Here is a 25067-nt window from a genome sequence, read left to right on the forward strand (position 1 = left end):
AACATAAATCTAGCCGTATTTTCTTTTAAGCGCTGCTGATCGTACTGTTTTCTTTTTACATGATTTGGCTTAATGTAAAACAATACTCACACGCTGTTTAGATCCTTATGACGCATCATACTTTTTCCAAAACGATTTACGCTATTCAGCACCTTGCTTTTGAAGACTTGGGTTCGCTGGAAGATATTTTTTATCAGTTAGGTTTTCGTATTCGCTATTTCGAGGCAGGTGTCGATGATTTAACTCCAGCGCTAAATTATGAAGGTCTTACCGTGATTTTGGGCGGGCCAATTGGCGTTTATGAGGAAGAAGACTACCCTTTTTTAACGGATGAAATTCGCTTACTTCAACAACGACTTGCCAGTAAAAAACCAACTTTAGGGATTTGCCTGGGTGCACAGCTCATTGCAAGAGCCTTGGATGCCAAAGTATATGCAGGTCACCAAAAAGAAATTGGTTGGGGTGAACTTGAAATTAAACCGATTGAGCATAATATTTTAGAACCGCTTGAAGGTGTCTCAGTTTTACACTGGCATGGGGATACCTTTGATTTACCACAACATGCTACTCTTCTTGCTAGCTCTCCCCTTTATCCACATCAGGCATTTTCAATTGATCAGCATGTACTGGCTTTACAGTTTCATATCGAAGTGGCTGAAGATATGTTTGAACGTTGGCTGATTGGTCATACATGTGAATTGCGTCAGGGTAAGTTTTCAATTCCTCAGTTACGTGAGGAAAATTCACTGCATGCTCAACACCTTGAACAGGCGGCATATCATGTGATTAAACAATTTTTAAAACAAAATCAACTATTAAGCTAAAAGAAGGTCTTTTTGACCTTCTTTTAATTTTCCGAAGAAAATAACTCAATCACATCTTGTTCAGTCATCTGCTTGGCTGAAGATAAAAATGGATAATACGCAGGTTTATGATCTACATAAATTTCCAGATGAATTTTTGCTTGTTCAGGTAACTCAAACAATTGTGCATTTAAGCTGTAGTATTCTCGCTCATTGAGTTTGTAATATAAATTGGTGCCACATTCTTTACAGAAATAACGCGCAGCCCATTCTGATGATGCATATTTTCCAATTGATTTTTCACCCGTCACTTTCAAATGATCTGTCACTTCCAGAGTCAAAGATGGCCCACCTCCCCATTTTCGACACATAGAACAATGACAAACTGTGATTTGCTCTGGATGAATATTTGTCTCAAATTGCACCGATCCACACAAACATTGACCGAACATGTTGTTTCCTTTTATTGATGTTTAATTGGTTTTCATTTTTTTAGAATTGATTATTATGCTACACAATAAAAAGCCCATCATGTGTTTTTATTCATGATGGGTCTGCTCAAACTGTAAACTTTTATTTCTTGGCAGCTTCTGCTTCAGTCGTAATGTTTACAGTAATTTTATCACCAACATTTGGTACATAGTTTCCGATACCAAATTCAGAACGATTAAATGAAGTGGTTGCATTGAAACCAATTGCAGGGACTTTTGCCATTGGATGTTCGCCTTGTTTATTCAACACAGCGTCCAATACGACAGGTTTAGTAATCCCTTTAACGGTTAAGTTACCTGTAATTTTGAAATGTTTTTTGTCTTTGGTTTCAACTTTAGTACTTTTAAAAGTGATGTTTGGATATTTAGCTGCATTGAACCAGCCTTCTTCCTGAAACTCTTTATCCAACGCAGTTACGTTTGTATTAACGCTACTGACGGGAATCGTCACTTCTACAGAAGAGTTTGCAGGTTTTGCATTGTCAACTTTAATCACACCTTGAATGTCGCTAAAGTTGGCACTTGGTGTAGAAAAACCAAAGTGGTTCCATGAAAATACAGTCGCAGTGTGAGTCGGATCAATTTTATAATCTACTGGCGCAGCTAAAGTTAATGTACTCGCAACTGCAACCGCCAAGCCAAGTGATAATGTTTTTAAACGCATGATTATTTCCTACTGAGTGGATTGTTATTAGTTTATACATTGCTGATTTTAATACACTGTTATTTATAAGACGAATTGTTGCAAGCATGCAACAATCTTGATTTAGTTAATTTATCTTAACAAATCATCATATTCATCTGAAATAAAGCTTATATTTTTAAATATTACTGAATTTAAAATCATATTATTTAGATAAAATTAAAAAAATGCTTTTAAGTCTGCCTGCCAACATACAAAATAACAACAAGCTCGATATGATTTATGCTAAAGATACTACTTTATTGATCAACTTAGGTTATTACATGTCATACACTGCGCAAGCTCAAAGCACCAAAACACCTTATCGAGTAACGCTGACCGATCCCTCTGGACATGTCTGGTACGTCGATGAACCTGAAGAAAAAGGTGGACAAAATTCTGCACCTAATCCTATTTTGCTGCTTCTTTCTGCCTTAGGTGCATGCACGACCGTGACTTTGCAAATGTATGCAGACCATAAACAAATACAACTTGAACATGTACAGGTCGATTTGATTTTAAATCCTCAAGGAGAAAGCGTTTCTTCTGACTCTAATCAAATTGAACGTAACATTAAACTGACAGGAAACTTTACTGAAGATCAGCACAAACGTTTATTAAAAGTTGCTGAAAGTTGTCCTGTACATAAATTATTGACTTCAAATATTTCAATTCAGACTGAAATGACTTTTTGATTTTGCATTGATGCACTTATCTGAATAGAGAAGTTTTATCGGTGCTCAGCAATACTGAGATCAAGCTCAACGGTTGCTGAGAAAGCTCAGGTTAAAAGACAAAAAATTTTAATAATTCTCTTAACCTAGCTTTTCTTAATCATACTTTTCTTGATCACGAGTTATCACTTTTCCAATGACTTCCGATTTGAACGAAATCAGGCAGTTTATCACTATGAAAGACATTATTTTCGTTATCAACAGCAAATCTGGATACTTCGCTCTCATTTTCCGTATGACTTTTTTGATAAAAACTAAATTCTCCTAACACGCCATCAAGTGCAGTCGAGTTTTTAATATCTGCGGCTAAGGTATGAGAGATAGACTGCGCAGGATGATCTATAAACTCGCAGTCACCTGTAACCGTGTGTCCATTTAAATCCACAAATGAAAATTTCATGCCGATCTCCAATTAAAACCACACTATTCAAAAATATATCATAGAAATATTGAATCAAAAAAAATCCCAGCCAAGCTTTTGATTGACTGGGATTACAAACTTTAAGTTTCGCTAAAGTTTATTTTAGGCCGTTAAAGACTGCACAGCTTCAACTACAGCTTTGGTTGTAATACCAAAGAATTTAAATAGATCTTTAGCTGGCGCAGATTCACCATAAGTGGTCATGCCAATCACTTTGCCATCTAAACCGACAAATTTCCACCAGTAATCGACATGTGCTGCTTCTACAGCCACACGAGCACGGATGTTAGAAGGAAGTACAGCTTCACGGTAAGCCGCATCTTGCTTCATAAATTCTTCTGCACATGGCATTGAAACTACACGTACACCCTCAAGTTGAGCATAAGCATTCATTGCCAGTTCAACTTCTGAACCTGTTGCAATAATAATCGCTTTAAGTTCACCTTTTTCCTGAGCCAATACATAGCCACCTTTTGCAGCATTTTGGATTTGCTCATCAGTACGGGTTTGGAATGCCAGATTTTGACGGGACAAGATCAATGCAGATGGACCATCTTTACGCTCTAAAGCAGATTTCCATGCAATTGCCGTTTCAACGGTATCCGCAGGACGCCATGTGTTTAGATTTGGAGTAGAACGCAATGATGCAATCTGCTCTACAGGTTGATGAGTTGGGCCATCTTCACCCAAACCAATTGAGTCATGGGTATAAACATGGATCACACGCTGCTTCATCAGTGCAGACATACGTACTGCATTACGTGCATATTCCATAAACATCAAGAACGTTGCAACATAAGGGATAAATCCACCATGCAAGGCAACACCATTGGCAATTGCAGTCATACCAAATTCACGTACACCATAATGTACATAGTTCCCTGCTGGATTGTCCTGAACACCCACACAACCTTTCCACAACGTCAGGTTTGAACCTGCGAGGTCAGCAGAACCGCCCAATAATTCAGGTAATAATGGCCCAAATGCCTGTAAAGTATTTTGGCTGGCTTTACGAGTTGCAATGGTTTCAGCTTTGGCATTGGTTTGTGCAATAAAGGCATCTGCTTGAGCCGCAAAATCAGCAGGTAAATCGCCAGAAACACGGCGCAAAAGTTCAGCTGCTTCAGTTGGATATTTTTCTTGATACGCTGCAAAAACTTTATCCCAAGCTGATTCAACTTGTTGGCCTTTGGCTTTGGCATCCCAATGCTCATAAATATCAGTTGGAATGACGAAAGCTTCATCTTCCCAACCTAACACTTCACGAGTAAGCTTGATTTCATCTGCACCGAGTGGCGCACCATGACTATCTTCTTTACCTTGTTTATTTGGAGAACCTAAACCAATAATTGTTTTGCAGATAATAATGGTTGGTTTAGACGTTTCAGCTTGCGCTTCAATCGTTGCTTGGCGAATCGCATCTGCATCATGACCATCAACACGTAACACTTGCCAGCCATAAGATTTGAAGCGTTGTTCTGTATCATCACTGAACCAGCCTTCCACTTCACCATCAATCGAAATACCGTTGTCATCATAGTAAGCAATCAACTTACCCAAACCTAATGTACCTGCAAGAGAACATGCTTCATGGGAAACACCTTCCATTAAGCAACCATCACCAAGGAAACAATAAGTAAAATGATCAACTACGGTTAAATCAGCTTTGTTAAATTGTGCAGCAAGCGTTTTTTCAGCTAAGGCAAAACCTACAGCATTGGCAATCCCCTGACCTAAAGGACCTGTTGTAGTTTCAATACCTGGTGCATAGCCTAATTCTGGATGGCCTGGCGTTTTAGAGTGTAATTGACGAAATTGCTTGATATCTTCAATTGAAACATCATAGCCCGTTAAATGTAGCAATGCATATTGCAACATTGAACCATGACCATTTGACAATACAAAACGGTCGCGGTTCACCCATTGAGGATTGGCTGGATTATGGTTTAAAAACTCGCGCCAAACGACGTCTGCAATGTCTGCCATACCCATTGGCGCACCAGGATGGCCTGAGTTTGCCTGTTGTACAGCATCCATAGCCAATACACGAATTGCGTTTGCAATACGACGTTCGTTTAAAGGGGTCGTCATAGGTCAGCGTCCAAATAAATCGATAGAATATAAAAGATGTGCATGAATCGAGATTCAAAAACAGGCTATATTGTCTTAAAAAAACAGGCACGGGTAAAGCCTATGTCGTGATTTTCCGTACTTTTAAATGGTCGTTTTGATTGAATAATGGCGAATTTTGTAGCGATACACAGGTTTTCATTTTTGTATTTTTTAGACGCATTCGAAATAGATTATTTTTAAATCCACTAAATTCCAGTATAAATAAAATAAAATCAATGAGTTAAATTTATTTAAAACCCTATCAAGTTGATTAAAAATCGTTCATTTTTCGTATTAACTTTCAAGAAAATCATGCACCTTTAAAAAAAAGAATTTTAATCAACTATTCAAAAAAAGAATGAATCACATTCAACTAAAAGCTTAGATGAGTAATTAGACTTCTTTCATCATTGTATAAGCCCTCTTTACTTTTCTCCCATAGCGAGAAATAAAAGAGACATACGAAAGAAATTTATTCGTTAAAAAATAGTAAACTCTTTGTCTTCGAGGCTAGAAATAACGAGTAAACTGATAATTTTTTTGAATCAAAACAAAAACTATCTTAAAAATCAAAAACTAAATTTTAAAGCACTGTCCAGAATCAATTACAACTGATCATTTTATATAGCCTATATAAGTTTTACTCATACACATATCAGATAAAACAAGGCAAAAATGAAATTAATTCACGCAATTTAGTCAGGTTAAGCTAGTCCTAAAGGGCAAGTCGATGTAACATATTATGTCTTTAAAAATTACTGTGATAGGACTTTCATGCGCGAGTATGCTGTTTTTACTTCGGAATCTGTAAGCGAAGGCCATCCAGATAAAATGGCTGACCAAATTAGTGATGCGATTCTGGATGCGATCTTAAGAGAAGACCCATACGCACGGGTTGCTTGTGAAACATTAGTAAAAACAGGCGCTGTGGTTCTTGCTGGTGAAATCACTACAACAGCCAATGTAGATTTCGAAGCCATTGTACGTCAAACCGTAAATGGTATTGGCTATCATCATTCTGATCTTGGCTTTGACGGTTCAACCTGTGCTGTGATCAACATGATTGGTAAACAGTCTCCTGAAATTGCGCAAGGTGTAGATCGTCAAAAGCCTGAAGATCAGGGTGCTGGTGATCAGGGTTTAATGTTTGGTTATGCAAGTCGTGAAACTGATGTCTTGATGCCAGCACCTATTTCCTATGCGCATCGTTTAATGGAACGTCAGGCTGAATTACGTCGTTCAGGTGTGTTGCCATGGTTACGTCCAGATGCAAAAAGTCAGGTGACTTTTGCTTATGAAAATGGTCGACCTGTACGTCTGGATGCAGTGGTTCTTTCGACTCAACATGATCCTGAAATTTCTCAAACTCAGCTTAAAGAAGCTGTGATTGAAGAAATTGTCAAACCTGTGATTCCAGCAGACATGTTCCATGCAGGTACCAAATTCCATATTAATCCTACAGGTATGTTTGTGATTGGCGGTCCAGTTGGGGATTGTGGACTTACAGGCCGTAAAATTATTGTGGATACTTATGGCGGTATGGCACGTCACGGTGGCGGTGCTTTCTCTGGTAAAGACCCATCTAAAGTTGATCGCTCCGCTGCTTATGCAGGTCGTTACGTGGCAAAGAATATCGTTGCAGCAGGCTTAGCAGATAAGTGTGAAATTCAGGTAAGTTATGCTATTGGTGTTGCGGAACCTACTTCAATTTCAATCAATACCTTTAATACTGCAAAAGTCGATGATGAGCTGATTATTGCTTTAGTACGTGAACATTTTGATCTGCGTCCATTTGGTATTACGCGTATGTTGAATTTGTTACAACCGATGTATAAGCAAACTGCTGCTTATGGTCACTTTGGCCGTGAAGGCACAGATCATGCATTTACTTGGGAAAAGACAGATAAAGTTGACGTTCTTAAGGATGCTGCTGGTCTATAAAGCCTCGCTCTATATTTTAAACAAGCCCGCATTTGCGGGCTTGTTTTTATGAAAACCGATCGAAATAGTTAATCTAAAAAAATTAGTATAGCTCCCTAAATACTGGACTGTTAATTGGTTTTTTTATCATTAGAATTTAAAACATCCAGTATCGACTTTTGTTCTGGCGTATCAGTTTCATGTGTCTGAATATAAAACTGCACTGATTTAAATACCATCACAACAGCGAAACACCCCACAATACAAAAAATCCACCACCCGTATGGGCTGCGAATGTGTTGTGAACCACAATACGGACATTCTTTATCTGTGGATGCAACGACCTTGTTACAACATGCACAGTTATATTGGTATAGCATAGTTAAACCCTCCCGCAGACCTCTAAACTTGTTTTTCTATTCTGTTCAGCGACAGCTAAATCATTTTAGGCCTTATATTTTTATACTATGTGAAACAGAACAGGATTTCAATGAAACCGAAAAATAATAAATTTATTAATTATCAATAACATAAACAAAATACCACTTATAAGATTACATAAAAAATAGAATTATCCACAAAAAAATTGTTAAAATTTATTAATAACTCCTCAGAAGTTGATCATTATGACCCAATTGATTAATAAAGGTGGTTTTCGTGAACGAGCTAATCGTAGTCGGAAATATAAAGGATCCGAAAACGAAAAAACCACTCTGGCTTCAAATAAATATCAACCTAGTGTAAAAGCCGAGTCAAGCCATGTTGAATCCACAATTGACACGCCATCCGAAGCTCAGAAAAATCCAGGTACAGACGAATAGATCTTTTATATCTTAATACATCATATTTTTTATTAAAAAAATAATCATAAAAGCTTTGAATGAATCGATATAAAGCGCCTGCACATTTTGACTTAAGCTCATCATGAATCATGAAAAAATAGAGTTAAGTCATGTCAAAACAAATACGATTTAATGCTTTTGAAATGAATTGTATCGCCCATCAATCTCCCGGTTTATGGCGTCACCCACAAGATCGTTCTCGTGAATATAAAGATCTTGAATATTGGATAGATTTAGCAAAAATCCTAGAAAAAGGCATTTTTGATGGTGTCTTTCTGGCGGATGTACTCGGTATTTATGATGTTTATCAGCAAAGTGCAGAACATGCTTTGACAGGTGCAGTGCAAGTTCCTGTCAATGATCCCCTCCAAGTCGTACCTGCGATGGCTGCTGTGACAAAACATTTGGGATTTGGAGTGACAACCTCTATTTCATTTGAACATCCCTATCCTTTTGCACGACGTATGAGTACGCTGGATCACTTAAGCAAAGGACGTGTCGGCTGGAATATCGTGACTTCATATCTGGCAAGTGGCTCTAAAAATTTAGGTCTATCCAATCAAGTCAGTCATGATGAACGATATGATATTGCAGATGAATATCTGGAAGTCTTATACAAACTTTGGGAAGGCTCTTGGGAAAATGATGCCGTTGTTGCAGATAAAAAAACGGGAGTCTTTGCAGATTTTAAAAAAGTGCATCCAATAAAGCATAAAGGCAAATATTTTGAGGTTCCTGGTATTCATATATGTGAACCTTCGCCTCAACGTACACCCGTTCTATATCAAGCAGGAGCTTCAGGACGCGGACAGACATTTGCCAGTCAAAATGCAGAATGTATTTTCATAGCTGCGCCATCTAAAGTAGCGACTAAAAGTATTGTTCAAAGTATTCGCCACAAATTGATTGAAAATGGTCGTGATCCTTATTCAGCAAAAATTTATGCGCTACTTTCGATTGTCACCGATGAAACTGATGAGAAAGCTCAACACAAATTTAGAGAATATCAGTCCTATGCAAGCTACGATGGTGCTTTAACTTTGTTGTCAGGCTGGTCGGGTGTTGATTTTTCTCAGTATCAATCTAAAGATAAAGTTGAATATATCCAGACAGATGCGATTCAGTCACTGCTTGATTCCTATGTCAATGCAGATCCAAACCGTATCTGGACCATAGAAGAAATTGCCAATTGGATTGGCGTCGGTGGTAATGGACCAGTTTTAGTTGGATCAGCACAAACTGTAGCTGATGAATTACAGCAATGGGTTGAAGATACCGATATTGATGGTTTTAATCTCGCCTATATTTTAGCGCATCAAAGTTTTCAGGACGTGGTTGATTTTATCGTGCCAGAATTGCAAAAACGTGGAGTTTATCCAAAACAGTACAGTGAAGGCACATTAAGAGAAAAGTTATTTCAAAATAATGCTCATTTACCAGACTGGCATCGTGGAGCAGCTTATCGCAAAACTAGACCATCACTTTTCAGGGCAGCAGTTTAGGATCAGCATTTAAGCTACAAAAAAGCCGAATCACATGATTCGGCTTTTGCATATAATCGTTTCACATCAAACTTATTTTAATCTTTGTCTTTGTGTTCGATTTTCTTCACTTCTGGTGTGACTTCACGCGCTTCCCCATCGATTACGCTTGAATCACGATACTGACCTCCTGACTGCTGATTTTGCATATCCTGCATTTGACGCATAATATCAGCGAAAGGATTTTGTCCCGCTTGACCACCAGCACTTCCCATCATGCCGCCCATCATTTTATCCATCATGGCTTGTTGGCGTTTTGCCATAGTTTTCATTAAGGCATTTTGGAAAGCTTTTTGTACAGCAGGAATCAAAATCAAAACAGCTAAAATATCAGAGATAATTCCCGGTAACATCAGCAGAAAACCAGCCATTGCCATGGCAAGTTTTTTGCTCACTGCGGGATCTGTTCCAAGTTGTCCTGTCATTTGCATTTGCTGCAACTGTGGCATAATCCCAGAAGTACTGGAACGCAACATGTTTAGCCCGATAAAGAACGCGATAATAAACCAGAAAAAAACATACCAACCGCTCACAAATTGGGCAATACCAATCCATACAGCAATTTCGAGAATCGCGCCAAAAACAACAATCAATAATAAATTCATGTAAAACGTATCTATCTCAAAAATAAATGTTTGCAGCAGTATTAAACACTGATCTCAACTGAATCAAGATTTTTTAATGCTGTTATGTAACAATATGGGCAATCTTTTATTTTTAAAGTCTGTTATGCCATTAATTATAGGAATTGATCCGGGTTCGCGCCTTACAGGTTATGGCATCATTGAAAAAGATGGCGCTCAGCTACGTTTTATTGACGCTGGAACCATACGTACGGAAAGTCAGGGCATGCCTGAACGCTTAAAACGGATTTTTGCAGGAGTTGAACGAATTGTAAAATTTCATGGCCCAACCGAAGCCGCAGTCGAACAGGTGTTTATGGCACAAAATCCTGATTCTGCTCTGAAATTAGGTCAAGCACGTGGTGCAGCCATTGCAGCTTTGGTGAATCTGGATTTACAAGTCGCTGAATATACCGCACGACAAATTAAACAATCTGTAGTCGGTTATGGTGCAGCAGATAAAGAGCAAGTCCAGATGATGGTCATGCGGATTTTAAGCTTAACGATCAAACCTCAAGCCGATGCTGCCGATGCGCTGGCCGCTGCCATTTGCCACGCCCATGTATCTGGAAGCATGAGCAAAATGGCAGTTTTAAATGCTCTGGGTGGCATGGCACGTGGACGTAGTCGGTATAACAGTAGAAGGCGCTAAGTTCAATTAAACATTCACAACCTGATAAATTGCCTCTGACATGTGCTGTGCCTGAATTCCTCTTTGACCCTTTTCAGCCAACAAATCACCAGCCTTTCCATGTAAAGTGACAATATCTGAAAGTGCAATATCTGCATGGAACTGCGCTTTTAGACTTGCAATCATGCCTGCCAATACATCGCCCATCCCACCTGTCCCCATCCCTGCATTACCAGTGGAGCAGACAAAAAACGTATTATTTTCCAAAATCAAACTGCCAGAGCCTTTCAATACCCAATTGCCCTGATATTTCTGCTGTAGTTGATCAATTGCTGCCACTCGATCTTGTTCAACTTTTTGAACAGTCGTATTCAGTAATCGTGCTGCTTCAGCCGAATGCGGCGTTAAATACATATTCTTAGACAAATGAATATTTTCTTGTTTTGCCAAAAACCAAAGCGCATCTGCATCCAATACAATTTCAAGCTGAGTTTGGCTTTTCAAGATTTCAAACCATCGCTGAAAAATCTGCGCTGACTTATCATCTCGCCCCAAGCCCATTCCAAAACAAACGGCATCGATCTGACGAAGTAATGCTTCAATTTTTTCCTGATCAAATTGATCAATATCTTGCACCATAATATTTGGAGCACGTGACAATATAGCTGAATGATGTGATGCATCACAAATTACAGTGACTTTGCCTGCACCTGCATGAAAAGCCGCCTCTGCCGCCATGATCACAGCTCCGCCCATATTGGCGTGACCACCCACCACTAACACATGTCCATAGCTTCCCTTATGACCAAAAGCCTGACGTTTGGGTAAATAAATATGTGAAGATCTAAGATACGCGACTGGCTGTAGTTTCTCATCACATGGAATCAATGAAATAACTTCTAGCTGTCCCACATATTCTTTTGCTTGACCTGTCACCAGCCCTACTTTTATTGCCAATGCTGTGAATGTAATATCGGCTTTGATTGCGACTGGTAAGGTCTGACCCGTATTAGCATGCAATCCGCTTGGAACATCAATGGCAACTTTTAAACCAGATAACTGATTAAAATGTTGAATCGTATTTTGCCAGTTTTGATCAAGCTCACGATTTAAACCGATTCCAAATAACGCATCAATATGACAATCAAATTGATCTGGAACTGCAAAATTTGGCTCAATCTGTATTTTATGAAGCTGCGCGTAAAGAATCGCTTGCTTTAAATCTGAAGAATCACCTGTTGGTGCTGCAAATATTTGAACGTCATATCCTTTTTGAGACAAATAAGCAGCGGTATAGTAACCATCCCCTGCATTATTTCCCGAGCCACACCAGACTGCAATTTTTTTAACACTTAGGCTATTTTGTAGAATATATAAATCCAAACGTTCAGCAATCGTCCATGCCACTTGCTGCATGAGACCTAAAGAAGAATTGTGCTGTGCAAACCAACGCTTTTCCCATGCTTGAATACTTTCACGATTATAAACAGGGCTATGGTAAACTGTGCTTCGCATTGTTCTTCTTCCTCATTATTCTTGGCATATGTCATCTATTTCTTCAGCAGCTTCTATTCCTGTTCTTCAACATGATGCCATTGCGCTTAAACAATGGATCAAACAACAGGCTTTGGCATTGGGTTTTGCTGATTGTGTCATTGCCAAACCAGATGCTCAAGCAGAAATGCCGCGTTTTGAGGAATATTTAAAACGTGGCTACCATGCAGATATGCACTATTTAGAGGAAAATTTGGAAAAACGTGCAGATCCAAAATTGCTCGTTCCAGGAACAAAAAGCATCATTTGTGTGCGCATGAATTATCTGGTAGAAACACCAAAACCGCGCTATGTACCAAATGAACCGAATTCTGCAATTATCGCTCGTTACGCACGTGGCCGTGATTATCATAAAATTATGCGGGGACGTTTAAAAACTCTTGCCTCAAAGATTAAGGAAAAAGTTGGGGAATTTGAATCGCGTCCTTTTGCAGACTCAGCACCTATCTTTGAGAAATCATTGGCTGAAAGTGCAGGAATGGGTTGGACAGGTAAACATACCCTGCTTATTCACAAGAAATCAGGCTCTTTTTTTGTGTTAGGTGAATTATTTACCTCACTCGATTTGCCTTTTGATGAACCTGCTACAGCACATTGTGGTTCTTGCAGTGCCTGTATCGATATCTGTCCGACTCAAGCGATTGTTGAACCGTATATGCTGGATGCACGTAGATGTATTGCTTATTTAACCATTGAATATAAAGGTATCATTGCAGAAGAACTCCGTGCAGGAATTGGCAATCGAATCTTCGGCTGTGATGATTGCCAATTGATTTGCCCATGGAACAGCTTTGCCCAAAAAGCGTCTATTTCTGACTTTAATCCACGACATGGTCTTAATGATATTTCCCTGCTTGAAATCTGGCAATGGGATGAATTAACCTTTTTAACACATACCGAAGGTAGCCCGATTCGGCGTACAGGTTATCAGTCGTTCAAGCGTAATATCGCGATTGGTTTGGGGAATGCACCTTATTCTGGATTAATTGTAGAACAGCTCATACAAGCCAAATCCCAACATGATGATATCGTAAATGTACATATTGACTGGGCAATTGAACAACAATTATTAAAGCAACTCGCAAGTCAACAAAAATGATGTTTTTTGCCCTATAGCTTTAGCATGAATTCTGTATGATAAGTTGCTAGTAAAAGCAATCATCATGGATTATGACAATGACCTTACGTAATGATTGGACTCGTAACGAAATCCAAGCACTTTATGATCAACCATTTTTAGATCTGGTTTTTCAGGCGCAACAAGTGCACCGTCAACATTTCTCTGCCAATACGATTCAGGTTAGTACTTTATTGTCCATTAAAACAGGTAAATGTCCTGAAGATTGTAAGTATTGTTCGCAATCGGCACGCTACGATTCAAAATTAGAAGCAGAAAAACGTATTGCCGTTGAAAAAGTCATTTCTGAAGCAAAAGCAGCCAAAGATTCAGGTTCGTCACGTTTTTGTATGGGTGCTGCTTGGCGCAATCCCCATGAACGCGATATGCCTTATGTACTGGAAATGGTACGCGAAGTCAAAGCTCTCGGAATGGAAACCTGCATGACGCTTGGAATGCTGAATCAATCACAAGCTGAACGTTTATATGATGCAGGTCTAGATTACTATAATCACAATCTGGACACTTCGCGCGAATATTATAGCAATATCATTAGTACCCGTACCTTTGATGACCGTTTAAATACTCTGGATCATGTGCGTAATGCGGGGTTGAAAGTCTGTAGTGGCGGTATTGTTGGTTTAGGTGAGGATAAGCAAGATCGTATTGGATTATTGTATGAGCTTGCAACTTTACCCATTCACCCTGAATCTGTGCCGATTAATATGTTAGTTCCGATTGAAGGAACACCACTGGCTGATGTGGAAAAACTAGAAGTGACTGAATGGATTCGTACGATTGCAGTTGCGCGTATTATTATGCCGCAAAGTTATATCCGACTTTCTGCAGGTCGCGAATCACTGAGTGATTCTGATCAAGCACTTGCGTTTATGGCTGGAGCAAACTCTTTATTCTCTGGTGACAAATTACTAACCACGCCAAATGCGGGTGAAGGTAGAGATCAGCAGCTATTTGCCAAATTAGGGTTAGTGGCTGAAAAACCCAAAGTTTCTGCTCGTGAACTAGCGGTCGATGCTATGAGCGCATAAATTGATCAGCCCTCTTATTTAAGAGGGTTTTTTATGACGTGACTAAAATTCCATATTGCGCAGTTAAATACATCCCTTCACGAATGAGATCTTCACCTGCTGCATGTTTTACAATAAGTTGTTGAGTTTGAACATCAAAATTTAATGAATCAAATATATCTTGATGTTGCATCAACCAAACAATGGTCAGGCCAAGTTGATCTGTAACAATATGATGGTCAGAATGTAGTTTATTAGTCATAACTAAACTCAATTGCGAATTATTTAATCATTTTAAAAAATAGGGGCGAAATCATCTTAATACATGTTTAGTATAGTGCGAAAATATATTTATTTATGCTGATAAATACAATTAAAAAGTAGCAAAATAAAAAACACTATAGTAGATTAATATAACCTTATTATTTTATAATCAACTCACTGAAAATAAACTCATAATTATTTTATAACACTCGTTAAAAAGGATTAACGATGAAAATATTTTTACGATACAGTTTAATATCTTGTACCTTGTGTTTATCAATATCCCAACACGTACATGCTGTAGAGGGCGCTTCGGGTAGACCTAGTACAGGGATGCAAGTTGTTCCTTTAAATGCAGTATTGCCATCAGAAGAAGGTGGGATATTAAGTCTAGTAAGTGTCTATTATGACGGAAGTTTAAGTGCCTCCAAACAAGTTCCTATTGCGGGTCAACTGGTTGGAGGAATTGATTATCAACTTTCCTATAATTTATTAAATGGTGTATTTATCTGGAAAACATCGCCAGAATGGACTTTTGCAACAAGTGTCGGGGTACCTGTACAGTACACCAATATTCGTTCTTATGTGAATGATCGAGAAAGACAGGAAAGCGCGACTAAAATCGGAGACGTTATGTTTTCTCCTATCATAGCCAATTATCATATCAATCCTATTATGCATGTACTTTTTGGTGTCAATATCTATGCCCCAACCGGTAGTTACGATCCAAATAAACTGAGTAATGCAAGCCTAAATACTTGGACGTTTGTCCCCAATATGGCGATGACCACTATTTTGCCAAAACTCAAAACTGAGCTTACGGCAAATATGGGGTATGAATTTTATACCAAAAATGAAGCCACCGATTATAAAAATGGCGAAATGTTCCGCCTAGATTTGCTAGGACTTAAACGCTTTGAGTCAGGCTTGGGATTAGGTGTCGTTGGTGGGATGATTTATCAAACCACAGATGATGATAGCCGCTTCTCTGAGCGTTTAGATGGATTTAAAGGTCGCTCTTATGGGGTCGGACCAATTTTAACTTATGAAAAGAAACTAGGACAAGGCTATTCACTTTCTCTATCTGCCCGTGGTGTACATGAATTTGATGTACAAAATAGACCAGAAGGTACGGCTTATCAATTGAATGTTTCACTTCAATATTAATCAATAATAGTTTTATCTGCCTTAATGACAATGAATAAAAATGTGAGTACCGTTAAATGAATCAGTCTCATTTGAACAAAAAACTTATTTTTACGGTGTTAGTAACAAGTATGTTTTGTGCGCATTTATATGCAAAACCTGCGACTAGCACAACTCAGCAAGTGAATAATGCAGTTTACAATGCACTCCCCTTTAATGATAAAAAAGACTTTGAAGATGCGCAAAGAGGACTTCTATTAAAACCTGAACATTTAACTATTAAAGATGAAAAAACGGGCAAAGTGGTTTGGGATTTAGAATCATTCAAACAATATATTAAATTGGAGAATCCAGCCCCTCCCTCCGTAAACCCGAGTTTATGGCGAAATGCACAACTCAATGTTCAATATGGCTTATTTGAAGTAAAACCAGGAATTTATCAGGTTCGTGGTTATGATTTAGCAAATATTACCTTTATACGCGGTAAAACAGGCTGGATTATTTTTGACGTTGGTAGCGTAAGTGAAACGGCTAAAGCAGCTTATGATTTAGTTACACAGAAATTTGGTAAGCTTCCCATTGTAGCGGTGATGTATAGCCATCCTCATGTCGATCACTATGGTGGTGTCAAAGGTGTGATTAATGAGGCCGATGTAAAAAGTGGAAAAGTAAAATTAATTGCACCTGATGGCTTTATGGAACACGCCATTAGCGAAGGTGTCATTTCTGGTAATGCAATGAGTCGTCGTGCCATCTATATGTATGGTGCATTATTACCACGTAGTGTGGAAGGTAGTGTGGGTGCAGGTCTGGGATTAAGCAATCCAGGTGGTACTACTACAATTATTGAACCTAATATTCTGATTAAAAAAACAGGCGAAAAGCTGAATATCGATGGAGTAGAAATGGTTTTCCAAATGACACCTGGAACTGAGGCACCTGCTGAAATGAATGTATATTTGCCTGCATTTAAAGCAATGTGGATGGCAGAAAATACAACTGCAACTATGCATAACATTTTAACCTTACGCGGTGCACAGGTTCGTGATGCTCTAAGTTGGTCAAAATACATTAATGAAACATTGGAACTCTATGGCAAAGACATTGATGTGAAATTTCAAAGTCATCATTGGCCAATGTGGGGCACTAAAAATATTGATGATTATTTAGAAAAGCAACGAGATCTATATAAATACATTCATGATCAAACTGTTTATTTAATGAATGAAGGCTATACAGGCGAAGAAATTGCAGAGAAAATTAAATTGCCGCCAAGTTTAGAAAATTTTTGGGAAGGCCGCGGTTATTATGGAACATTGAAACATAATTCAAGAGCTGTCTATCAACGTTATATGGGTTGGTATGATGGCAACCCTTCTGATCTAGATGTATTACCGCCTGAAGATGCAGCTAAAAAATATATAGAATATATGGGTGGTGAACAACAAGTGATGAACCGAGCAAAAAATGACTTTGCTAAAGGTGAATATCGTTGGTTAGCAATGGCACTTAAACATGTGGTTTTTGCGAATCCAAACAACACAGAAGCAAAAAATCTTTTAGCTGATACTTATGAGCAATTAGGTTATCAAGCAGAATCTGGCCCTTGGCGCTCTGTTTATTTACAAGGCGCTTACGAGTTGCGAAATGGTCTACCTAACAAAAAAATTAGCGGCACCGTAAGTCCTGATACCATTCAGGGTATGCAGCCTGACCTATTATTTGATTATTGGGGCGTTCGTTTAAATGCTGAAAAAGCCCAAGGTAAGCGTTTGGCAGTAAATTTTGACTTCCCTGATCTAAAGAAAAACTATACGGTCACGCTTAGCAACTCTGTGTTGAATTACTCTACTGTTCCTGAGAAAAAAGTGGATGCTACGGTCACGCTGAATAAAACGACCTTAAATGCAATCCAGCTAAAACAGGCAACGTGGCAGGATAAAATCAAATCAGGAGAGATTAAAATTAATGGTAATCAGCAAGCGTTGGTTGATCTTGTGGGTTTAATTGATGACTATCCATTCTGGTTTAACATCGTGACTCCATAAAATGAAGTTAATCTGTTTTAAAAAGAATGTTTTTTTCTATTTGATTCCAAAATAGATTAGCATTTATTTAAAGCAAACGCCTGATGAATTTCATTAGGCGTTTGTATTTTATAAATATAAATCTCTACCGTGCAAAGTTATTTATAAATTTTTGGAAGCCTTGGGCGAAAAATAATTAAGATCAGATATTTTCAGTTATGAATGTTTTTTAAAATAATCACATCGTACTTACATGGATTTTAGACATTAAAAAACCACTTAGGATTAGTACACCTAAGTGGTTGTTTTATATGGTGGGCCCAGACAGACTTGAACTGTCGACCAACGGATTATGAGTCCGTTAACATAAAGATTAAAAATCAAAAAGATATAACTATTAAATTAATAATATCATATACTTATTTAATTTACAAAGTTTACTATTCACTCTTTTTGTTGATTAATATATATTGATTTTGCTTACTACTTGCTTACCAGACGCTTACTAGAATGAAACTAACAAAACCCATAATTGATAAAATTGATTGCTCAAACCAAACTAAACCAACTTTCTTTTGGGATGAGAAAACACCTGGATTTGGTGTTAAAGTTACACCTAAAAATAATAAAAGCTACATTTTCCAAGGTCGTATTGGTCTTCAAAACCGTCGTATCAAAATTGGTGACGTTGATATATGGAAATTAGATGATGCTCGTAAGTATGCACAAGAATTAGCGATTATGTGTCACAAAGGGATTGACCCATTGATCGAGCGTAAGAAAGCTTTAGCTGATAATAAAGAACTGCTAAAACAAGAGAAACGCAAGACGATTAAATTTAAAGATGTATGGTTGGAATATTTAAAAGCAAGACAATCTGATTGGCGACCAAGAAGTTATCAGGACCATATCGAATTATCTAGAGGTGGTTACGATTCTGAAAAAAATAGTGTTTATACCAGTCAACCCATTTTTCAACTGTTTGAGTACAAACTTTCTGAATTAACTGCAGATGTATTTTGCGATTGGCTTGATCACAATGACTTCCGTCCAACAACATCAGCTAAAGCATACAGACTTACACGAGCTTTCCTGAATTGGTGTGAGGAACACGAGGATTATGAAAACTTAGTGCCTCCAAAATCATACAACTCTAAAAAAGTTAAAGATAAAGTCCCTTCCCCAAAAGCCAAGAATGATTGTTTGATGAAACAGCATCTAAAACCATGGTTTGAAGAGGTAAATAAGTTAACTAGTAGAAAAATAGCGATTTTTTTGATATGTAGTTTAATCACTGGTTGCAGAAAAAATGAGCTGCTTTCATTAAAATGGACAGATGTCGATTTTCGTTGGAAAACAGCAAAAGTCAGAGATAAAATTGAAGATGAAGGTCGCCTAATCCCTCTAACTGCATATGTTGAAAGCTTATTATTAGAACTAAAGAAAAATTCTGATTCTAAATTCATATTTAGCAGTAAGGGCGCTGAGTGTGGCCATATTGTTAATCCTTACGATAGCTTAGAGAAAATATGTAAAAAACTAAATATTGTACTTACGCCCCATGGATTGAGAAGATCATATAGAACATTAGCTATTTGGGCTCATATCAATGAAGGATCTTTAGCACAGATATCAGGTCATAAACCAAGTGCATTAGTTGAAAGGCACTACATCGTACGACCTATGGATATGCTACAAGAAACACTACAAGAATATGAGGATTGGATTTTGCAACAAGTGCGAAATGGCATTAATTGAAATACCTCGACACAGACTAATGCCAGTCAGCTAAGTGTATTAGTTAAGAAATTGACTGGCATTCTCTTGGGTATTTCTACGGTTTTCCCTTCACAACCCTAGGGCAACTTCTCGCTCTTCTCTCAGGTAAAATGTATTTCTTGGCTTTTTCCAGTAAACTTTCTAAATGCTTGGGTAAATTACCTGCTGAATCCAATCAAGTGAGTCTTAAAATATTCAGAATACTAATGGATGCAATATGAAAGCTGATTCTCAGAGGACTAACTTTTGCCTGTTGAGCCATATATTTAATTTGATACTTTGGATGAAGTACAAGATTATGCAACAAATTGGCTGTGGCATTACAATCATGAAAGACTACACCAAGCCAACAAAGGAAGGCCTCCTCTAATGGCTGCTTAACCTCTACTTTTAACTTCGGTTATTTATGGGAGGATTACCATACGATAATGCTCTGGCTGAAACGGTGAATGGCTTATAAAAAACAGAGGTGATTGAATATTTAAAAGCAGATTGGCAAGGTTTAGCGGATGTACAACTTGCGAAACTAAACTGGGTAGATTGGTTCAATAAAAAGCGTGTACACAGTGCACCGGGTTATGTATCACCTTTTGATTTTGAAGCAATCTACTATGATAAAATTAATCCGTTAGGTCAGGTGGCCTAACTTAAATAAAAAAGTCTCCGACAAACCCGGTACGGTTCAATCGGATGCTTACTAGAAATCTAAGACTTGTTGACGTAAATCATTGCAGTATGATTTAGGTATATAACGAAAGTAATCAAATTTTAACAATTGCAGCAAACTTCATAGATTAAACTCTAGAAATTTTATAAAACAACGTTGAACACCATTGAAATAATATATTATTGATTAATTATTAAAGGCATTCCTTCTTCATCCAATGTTTTTGTTAAAATTAAATATTTTTTTACCAACTCAATAGATGGTTTACAATTTTCTTCAAGATGAAAATCATTATTTAAAGAAGAAATATAAATACTCAGCCAAACTGTATTTTTTACTTTTGGAAGAAAGCTAGGCAGTTGTATAAAATTTTTTCTATCAAAAATCAATCTTAAGGTTCTAAGAACTGGAGTAAAATATTTATAATTCAATAAATTCGCTACATCATCATTTAAATCCTCTGTTATAAATTTTTTATTCAAGTATTCCTCTAGACTAGGATCTATAAAGGCATCTAAAGGATTTAAAATAGCTAAGTATAAGGATTTAAATGATTTGGCACCATTCTGAATACACTCTAATTGCAATTTATCAGCAGTAGAACCTGTAATAAAAATATCATCTCCAAATATAATATTAACATTACTACTAGCAAAAAAATTACTTGCTGGAATGATATGATCTCTATTTTTTGAGATGCTAATCCTTTCCATTTCACTTAATGAAGCATAATTTTCACAAGGTAAGGCCAGTCTGGGCAGTTTTACATTTATTATGGTTGGGTAATTTTTTAAAGCTAACCAAACATTGAGATTTTTAGAAAAAATTTCAAATAAAATATTGGCAGTTGATGGTGCACTTCTCCAACCAGTAGTTAACAACACAACTTTCTCATTATTTTTTTTTACATTTTCAAAAAATATATACCAGTGACTATTTTTATTTTGTAATTCAGCCACCATGTACTTATATAAAATATTTGAAAAAAATTCAATATCTTTATAGCTACCATATTTTGCTTGACTATACATTTTTGTAAATTTTATTAAATTTTGTCCAGATGCACCGAAAAATTCTCCATTATTCAAAAATAATGAATGAATATAGAAACTATCTGTCATTTTGAAGTATTTATTTATATCAATAATCCCAGAATCTAAAAATGAATACATAATAGATCTAAAATTTTTTATAGACATACTTTTTATTAGGTTTTTTGATATCCAATCAAATATTAAAGTTAGGTTGTCTTTATTTTCATTTTTAAAAACATTCCAATCAATAACTTCTTCTTTTTCAATAAGACTTATAAAATCAATTTTACAAACCACAATCTAATCCCTTAATAAACTACTAATTTCTACATGTTTTTTGATTCTATTTTCAAAATAACAAATTTTTTCCAAACCAATTTTATGAGTTGTTAATAAAATATCTTCAATTCCTAAACCCACATCTTCTGGTGTATGTGCATCAGAACCAATTACGAAATCAATTTTATTTTCTACCCCATATTGAATATTGCTTAAACATGGGTAACTCCACTCTCCAAAATACTCCAAATTTGTTGTTGGATTATATTTACTTTTCCTCAATCCAGATGTATTTAATTCATATGCTAATTTACTCTCCGTTAACAAATCCATTATCTCACAATGGTATTTTTGCAAAACATCACTATTAACCACTCTTAGTAAAATATCAGGATGCCCTATTGAATCAAACTGATTTGATTTTATTAGAGCTTTTACTTGATTAAAATATGAACAAACAACCTGAGGGTTATTAATTTTATCTAAATCCCACACATTAATGTTTCTATTAACACCTGGTATGTAATGAATGGAACCAATAATATAATCAGGTTTAATAAAATCAATTATTTCTTGGTTGTAATCGAAACAATTTTCAAAATAATCACATTCAAGACCAAGCAATACTTTTATCTTATTAAAATACTTTTCTTTTAAAGATAAAATATTTTCTTTATAGTCACATATTTCATCTTTTCTTAATCTATTAGTTGAATCTAAAAAAAATGGCGCATGATCTGTAATTGTTAATATACTTATACCCTTATCAATAGCAGATATTATAACCTGCTCAATTGATCCACTAGCATGTTTAGAATATGCTGAATGTACGTGTGAATCAATCATTAGATGCAATCTCTTTTAAAATATCTGGATACATTTCCAACTCCTTCAGAGGTGGATCAGGAAATTTGAACAACACTTATAAGTGATATTTTGCTCCCCAAATGATGTTATAAACATCAATATATGGAGTATTTTATGGCACGTAGACCAAGAAGAAATCATTCAAATGATTTTAAAGCTAAGGTAGCACTTGCTGCGATTAAAGCAGAAAAAACACTTGCTGAATTGAGTGCTGAATTTGATGTTCATCAAAACCAAATTATCGACTGGAAAAATCAACTGATTTCAGCTTCCTCGCAAGCTTTCGATCAATCAAAAGCTCCAACAGAACCACCCATCGATCTAAAAAAACTACATGCAAAAATCGGTGAGCAGGCATTAGAAATTGATTTTTTAGAAGGTGTGTTGAAGAAACTGGGCCGCTTCAACCACAAAAGTTAATCGATGACTCACTTCAGATTTCAGTATCTAAGCAAGCTCAGCTGCTGAAAGTCTCCCGTGGTTGTTATTACTATCGCCCAAAACCTGTGAGTGCATCAGATCTGAAGCTAATGCGGTGTATGGATGAGTTACATATGCAATACCCTTTTGCAGGTAGCCGGATGATGCGTGATTTGTTGAATCGTCAAGGACATCATATAGGACGACGTCATACACGTACTTTAATGAAGAAAATGGGCATTAATGCGTTATATTGCAAACCAAATTTAAGCCAGGCTAATCAAGCTCACCGCAAATATCCATATCTGCTCAAAGGATTGGCTATTCAGCGCAGTAATCAAGTGTGGTCTACGGATATAACGTATATCCCTATGGCAAAAGGCTTTGTTTATTTATGTGCTGTGATTGATTGGCATAGCCGCAAGGTACTTGCGCATAGAGTATCGATTAGTATGGAGGTTACATTTTGCATAGAAACATTAAATGAAGCTATTGAAAAATATGGTCGACCTGAAATATTTAATACAGACCAAGGCAGTCAGTTTACCAGTGATGCATTTATTGATGTATTGAAATCAAATGGCATTCAAATCAGTATGGATGGTAAAGGTCGATGGGTTGATAATGTGATGGTTGAACGATTATGGCGGAGCGTTAAATATGAAGAGGTGTATCTCAAAGCCTACAGCAATGTTTTGGATGCGAAGAAGCAATTAAACGCATATTTTGAATTTTATAATTTGAAACGACCTCATTCGAGTCTGGACAAAATGACTCCAGATGAGTTTTACTATGACCAGCTACCACAACAAAATAAGGTAGCTTAACTAGAGCAGAGTATCACTTATAAATAAGCTTTTAGTTGTTCAAACATGTGGGACCACCTCTTTCATTACCCAATAAGGATTGTTATTTCTTCGTACAATTTCATTTAAAATCAAATTATTTTTCATAGGTTTTATTAAATCCATAAATGGAATCCTATACAAATTATTAATTAATTTATTGTTTTTAACATGATCTTCCAAGTCACCCCAATCAATATCATCCAGATTTAAATTACCTAGTTTTATATTTTCAATTCCATAGAAAAAAATGCTGCCATCAGGCTTAATGGTTACATCCATGCCATTATTTTCAACATTTATACTACCTAAAGTAAATTTTTTATTTGTTTTAATTTCTATTTCCTTAATATACTCCTTTAAATCTAAAAAATTATTATTTTCTATATTTTCAGGTTTTACTAAGTTTTTATAATCAATTTTAAAAACGTAATTTTCATTAATTATAATTTCATCGGTTAAATTATTTACTTCTTTTATTTTTGCGTGGTATCCAAATTTCATAGCCTCAGTGACTAAAAAATTTCTTGTAAATTCTTTATCAGTATCGATTGATCTAAATGAAAAAGATAGAAGACTTTTAGGATTTTTAATAAACCAATCTATGCTTAATCCATGTGATCTATGTTTTATTTTTTCAAGATGATAAGAGTCAGAGCTTATCCTAATATTACATCTGCTTTTAGATTTCAATAAGATATTATCAGTATCAATAAAAAATTTATACATCAACTCTTTTGGTAAAAAACCGCTACTAATAAATTCAAACTCATTTTTTTTATGAGAAAAATCCAATATACTATGGAATGTTTCTATATTGTTTAGAGGTTCACCTTCCCCACTTATAGATATTCTTTTTACAGCATTATCATTTATTAATCCTTTTAAATTTTTTTTTGATTTTTCTGTTAAAGTTAAATTTACTCCACCTTTATGTTTGTCAGAATACATGCAAAAAGAACAACCAATACCACATATTTGTGTAATATCTATATATAATAAGTGATCAGTCAATTTCATTTGTTATTTCTCAATTTAAATAAAAAAATCATATAAACCTTTATATATTTAATCTTAATATCATTAATTAGCTAATTAAAACTCAAAAATAACCAGATCTAGCTTTGATTGAATTAAAATTGTACATCATTTTTTAAATAATTTATAAAATATTGATTTTATAATGCTATTTTTTGATCAAAAGATCAAAAAGCGACCCCGAGAATTGTCAGAAGATTAT

The 25067-nt window shown here is 36.3% G+C and carries 23 protein-coding genes and 3 pseudogenes; 14 read left to right on the plus strand and 12 right to left on the minus strand.

The window, feature by feature from the left end; translation table 11 throughout:
• The first annotated feature begins 107 nt into the window (after positions 1 to 107).
• Positions 108 to 824 (plus strand): glutamine amidotransferase, encoded by a 717-nt coding sequence (locus EGS47_RS16045; RefSeq protein WP_005004190.1) that lies wholly within the window; start codon positions 108 to 110, stop codon positions 822 to 824.
• Between the two features lie 23 nt (positions 825 to 847).
• Here the strand turns inward: EGS47_RS16045 and EGS47_RS16050 are convergent, their stop codons facing one another.
• A complete protein-coding gene (locus EGS47_RS16050) occupies positions 848 to 1255 on the minus strand; it encodes a GFA family protein (RefSeq protein ID WP_005004189.1) in 408 nt (135 codons plus the stop codon).
• 121 nt (positions 1256 to 1376) lie between these two features.
• Complete coding sequence (locus tag EGS47_RS16055) at positions 1377 to 1958, minus strand: YceI family protein (protein ID WP_004989182.1); 582 nt, start codon at positions 1956 to 1958, stop codon at positions 1377 to 1379.
• A gap of 302 nt (positions 1959 to 2260) precedes the next feature.
• Between EGS47_RS16055 and EGS47_RS16060 the strand changes: the two genes are divergently transcribed.
• Positions 2261 to 2671, plus strand: coding sequence for an OsmC family protein (locus tag EGS47_RS16060; RefSeq protein ID WP_171455440.1), 411 nt, complete (start codon positions 2261 to 2263; stop codon positions 2669 to 2671).
• A gap of 154 nt (positions 2672 to 2825) precedes the next feature.
• Here the strand turns inward: EGS47_RS16060 and EGS47_RS16065 are convergent, their stop codons facing one another.
• Together EGS47_RS16065 and tkt are read right to left on the minus strand one after the other, a co-directional pair.
• Positions 2826 to 3110, minus strand: a complete 285-nt coding sequence (locus EGS47_RS16065) for a hypothetical protein (RefSeq protein WP_005004174.1) — start codon at positions 3108 to 3110, stop codon at positions 2826 to 2828.
• Between the two features lie 123 nt (positions 3111 to 3233).
• Complete coding sequence (gene tkt / locus EGS47_RS16070; RefSeq protein WP_005004172.1) at positions 3234 to 5222, minus strand: transketolase; 1989 nt, start codon at positions 5220 to 5222, stop codon at positions 3234 to 3236.
• Positions 5223 to 6017: 795 nt separating this feature from the next.
• Here tkt and metK point away from each other — a divergent pair.
• Positions 6018 to 7184: a methionine adenosyltransferase gene (metK, locus tag EGS47_RS16075; protein WP_004989187.1), complete on the plus strand. Its 1167-nt coding sequence runs from the start codon at positions 6018 to 6020 to the stop codon at positions 7182 to 7184.
• A 110-nt stretch (positions 7185 to 7294) separates the two neighbouring features.
• Here the strand turns inward: metK and EGS47_RS16080 are convergent, their stop codons facing one another.
• Positions 7295 to 7543 (minus strand): hypothetical protein, encoded by a 249-nt coding sequence (locus tag EGS47_RS16080; protein WP_005004169.1) that lies wholly within the window; start codon positions 7541 to 7543, stop codon positions 7295 to 7297.
• Positions 7544 to 7789: 246 nt separating this feature from the next.
• Here EGS47_RS16080 and EGS47_RS16085 point away from each other — a divergent pair, with 246 nt between their 5' ends.
• Positions 7790 to 7984 carry a hypothetical protein gene (locus tag EGS47_RS16085; protein ID WP_005004167.1) on the plus strand — a complete coding sequence of 65 codons (195 nt, stop codon included), beginning with the start codon at positions 7790 to 7792 and terminating at the stop codon, positions 7982 to 7984.
• A 131-nt stretch (positions 7985 to 8115) separates the two neighbouring features.
• A complete protein-coding gene (locus tag EGS47_RS16090; RefSeq protein WP_005004160.1) occupies positions 8116 to 9507 on the plus strand; it encodes an LLM class flavin-dependent oxidoreductase in 1392 nt (463 codons plus the stop codon).
• Positions 9508 to 9584: 77 nt separating this feature from the next.
• Here EGS47_RS16090 and EGS47_RS16095 read toward each other — a convergent pair whose 3' ends face one another.
• Complete coding sequence (locus tag EGS47_RS16095; protein ID WP_005004159.1) at positions 9585 to 10151, minus strand: FxsA family protein; 567 nt, start codon at positions 10149 to 10151, stop codon at positions 9585 to 9587.
• A gap of 124 nt (positions 10152 to 10275) precedes the next feature.
• Between EGS47_RS16095 and ruvC the strand changes: the two genes are divergently transcribed.
• Positions 10276 to 10821 carry a crossover junction endodeoxyribonuclease RuvC gene (ruvC, locus tag EGS47_RS16100; protein ID WP_035272289.1) on the plus strand — a complete coding sequence of 182 codons (546 nt, stop codon included), beginning with the start codon at positions 10276 to 10278 and terminating at the stop codon, positions 10819 to 10821.
• Between the two features lie 6 nt (positions 10822 to 10827).
• On the opposite strand, the gene EGS47_RS16105 is transcribed toward ruvC, so the two are convergent.
• Positions 10828 to 12315: an NAD(P)H-hydrate dehydratase gene (locus tag EGS47_RS16105; RefSeq protein ID WP_005004156.1), complete on the minus strand. Its 1488-nt coding sequence runs from the start codon at positions 12313 to 12315 to the stop codon at positions 10828 to 10830.
• A gap of 28 nt (positions 12316 to 12343) precedes the next feature.
• Here EGS47_RS16105 and queG point away from each other — a divergent pair, with 28 nt between their 5' ends.
• Together queG and bioB are read left to right on the plus strand one after the other, a co-directional pair.
• On the plus strand, positions 12344 to 13453 hold the full coding sequence (queG, locus tag EGS47_RS16110) for a tRNA epoxyqueuosine(34) reductase QueG (RefSeq protein WP_005004154.1): 1110 nt from the start codon (positions 12344 to 12346) through the stop codon (positions 13451 to 13453).
• A 77-nt stretch (positions 13454 to 13530) separates the two neighbouring features.
• The gene (bioB, locus tag EGS47_RS16115) at positions 13531 to 14520 is read left to right on the plus strand and encodes a biotin synthase BioB (RefSeq protein ID WP_005004152.1); all 990 of its coding nucleotides are present in this window, start codon (positions 13531 to 13533) and stop codon (positions 14518 to 14520) included.
• 31 nt (positions 14521 to 14551) lie between these two features.
• Here the strand turns inward: bioB and EGS47_RS16120 are convergent, their stop codons facing one another.
• Positions 14552 to 14761: a hypothetical protein gene (locus EGS47_RS16120; RefSeq protein WP_005004150.1), complete on the minus strand. Its 210-nt coding sequence runs from the start codon at positions 14759 to 14761 to the stop codon at positions 14552 to 14554.
• A gap of 230 nt (positions 14762 to 14991) precedes the next feature.
• Between EGS47_RS16120 and EGS47_RS16125 the strand changes: the two genes are divergently transcribed.
• From EGS47_RS16125 to EGS47_RS16135, 3 genes are all read left to right on the plus strand, one after another.
• Complete coding sequence (locus tag EGS47_RS16125; RefSeq protein WP_125269780.1) at positions 14992 to 15930, plus strand: SphA family protein; 939 nt, start codon at positions 14992 to 14994, stop codon at positions 15928 to 15930.
• Positions 15931 to 15986: 56 nt separating this feature from the next.
• Complete coding sequence (locus EGS47_RS16130) at positions 15987 to 17957, plus strand: alkyl/aryl-sulfatase (protein WP_125269782.1); 1971 nt, start codon at positions 15987 to 15989, stop codon at positions 17955 to 17957.
• A 489-nt stretch (positions 17958 to 18446) separates the two neighbouring features.
• Complete coding sequence (locus EGS47_RS16135) at positions 18447 to 19694, plus strand: tyrosine-type recombinase/integrase (protein WP_125269784.1); 1248 nt, start codon at positions 18447 to 18449, stop codon at positions 19692 to 19694.
• 76 nt (positions 19695 to 19770) lie between these two features.
• On the opposite strand, the pseudogene EGS47_RS18850 reads toward EGS47_RS16135, so the two are convergent.
• Positions 19771 to 19989, minus strand: a pseudogene (locus tag EGS47_RS18850) (DDE transposase); the annotation flags it as partial.
• Here EGS47_RS18850 and EGS47_RS16145 point away from each other — a divergent pair.
• Positions 19986 to 20096: pseudogene (locus tag EGS47_RS16145) on the plus strand (integrase core domain-containing protein); the annotation flags it as partial. The pseudogenes EGS47_RS18850 and EGS47_RS16145 sit on opposite strands and share 4 nt — an antisense overlap.
• Positions 20097 to 20127: 31 nt before the next feature.
• Positions 20128 to 20361: pseudogene (locus tag EGS47_RS16150) on the plus strand (integrase core domain-containing protein); the annotation flags it as partial.
• Positions 20362 to 20561: 200 nt separating this feature from the next.
• Here the strand turns inward: EGS47_RS16150 and EGS47_RS16155 are convergent.
• Positions 20562 to 21713 carry a phosphoribosyltransferase family protein gene (locus EGS47_RS16155; protein WP_125269786.1) on the minus strand — a complete coding sequence of 384 codons (1152 nt, stop codon included), beginning with the start codon at positions 21711 to 21713 and terminating at the stop codon, positions 20562 to 20564.
• A 3-nt stretch (positions 21714 to 21716) separates the two neighbouring features.
• Positions 21717 to 22541: a histidinol-phosphatase gene (locus tag EGS47_RS16160; RefSeq protein WP_125269787.1), complete on the minus strand. Its 825-nt coding sequence runs from the start codon at positions 22539 to 22541 to the stop codon at positions 21717 to 21719.
• A gap of 135 nt (positions 22542 to 22676) precedes the next feature.
• Between EGS47_RS16160 and EGS47_RS16165 the strand changes: the two genes are divergently transcribed.
• A protein-coding gene (locus tag EGS47_RS16165; RefSeq protein ID WP_223235881.1) for an IS3 family transposase occupies positions 22677 to 23809 on the plus strand; the annotation gives its coding sequence in 2 pieces (ribosomal slippage) (positions 22677 to 22929 and positions 22929 to 23809; 1134 coding nt in all).
• Positions 23810 to 23848: 39 nt separating this feature from the next.
• Here EGS47_RS16165 and EGS47_RS16170 read toward each other — a convergent pair.
• The gene (locus EGS47_RS16170; RefSeq protein ID WP_125269789.1) at positions 23849 to 24847 is read right to left on the minus strand and encodes a 4Fe-4S cluster-binding domain-containing protein; all 999 of its coding nucleotides are present in this window, start codon (positions 24845 to 24847) and stop codon (positions 23849 to 23851) included.
• Between the last annotated feature and the right edge of the window lie 220 nt (positions 24848 to 25067).

Source organism: Acinetobacter sp. FDAARGOS_515 (assembly GCF_003938865.1).
In the GTDB taxonomy this organism is placed as follows: domain Bacteria; phylum Pseudomonadota; class Gammaproteobacteria; order Pseudomonadales; family Moraxellaceae; genus Acinetobacter; species Acinetobacter ursingii.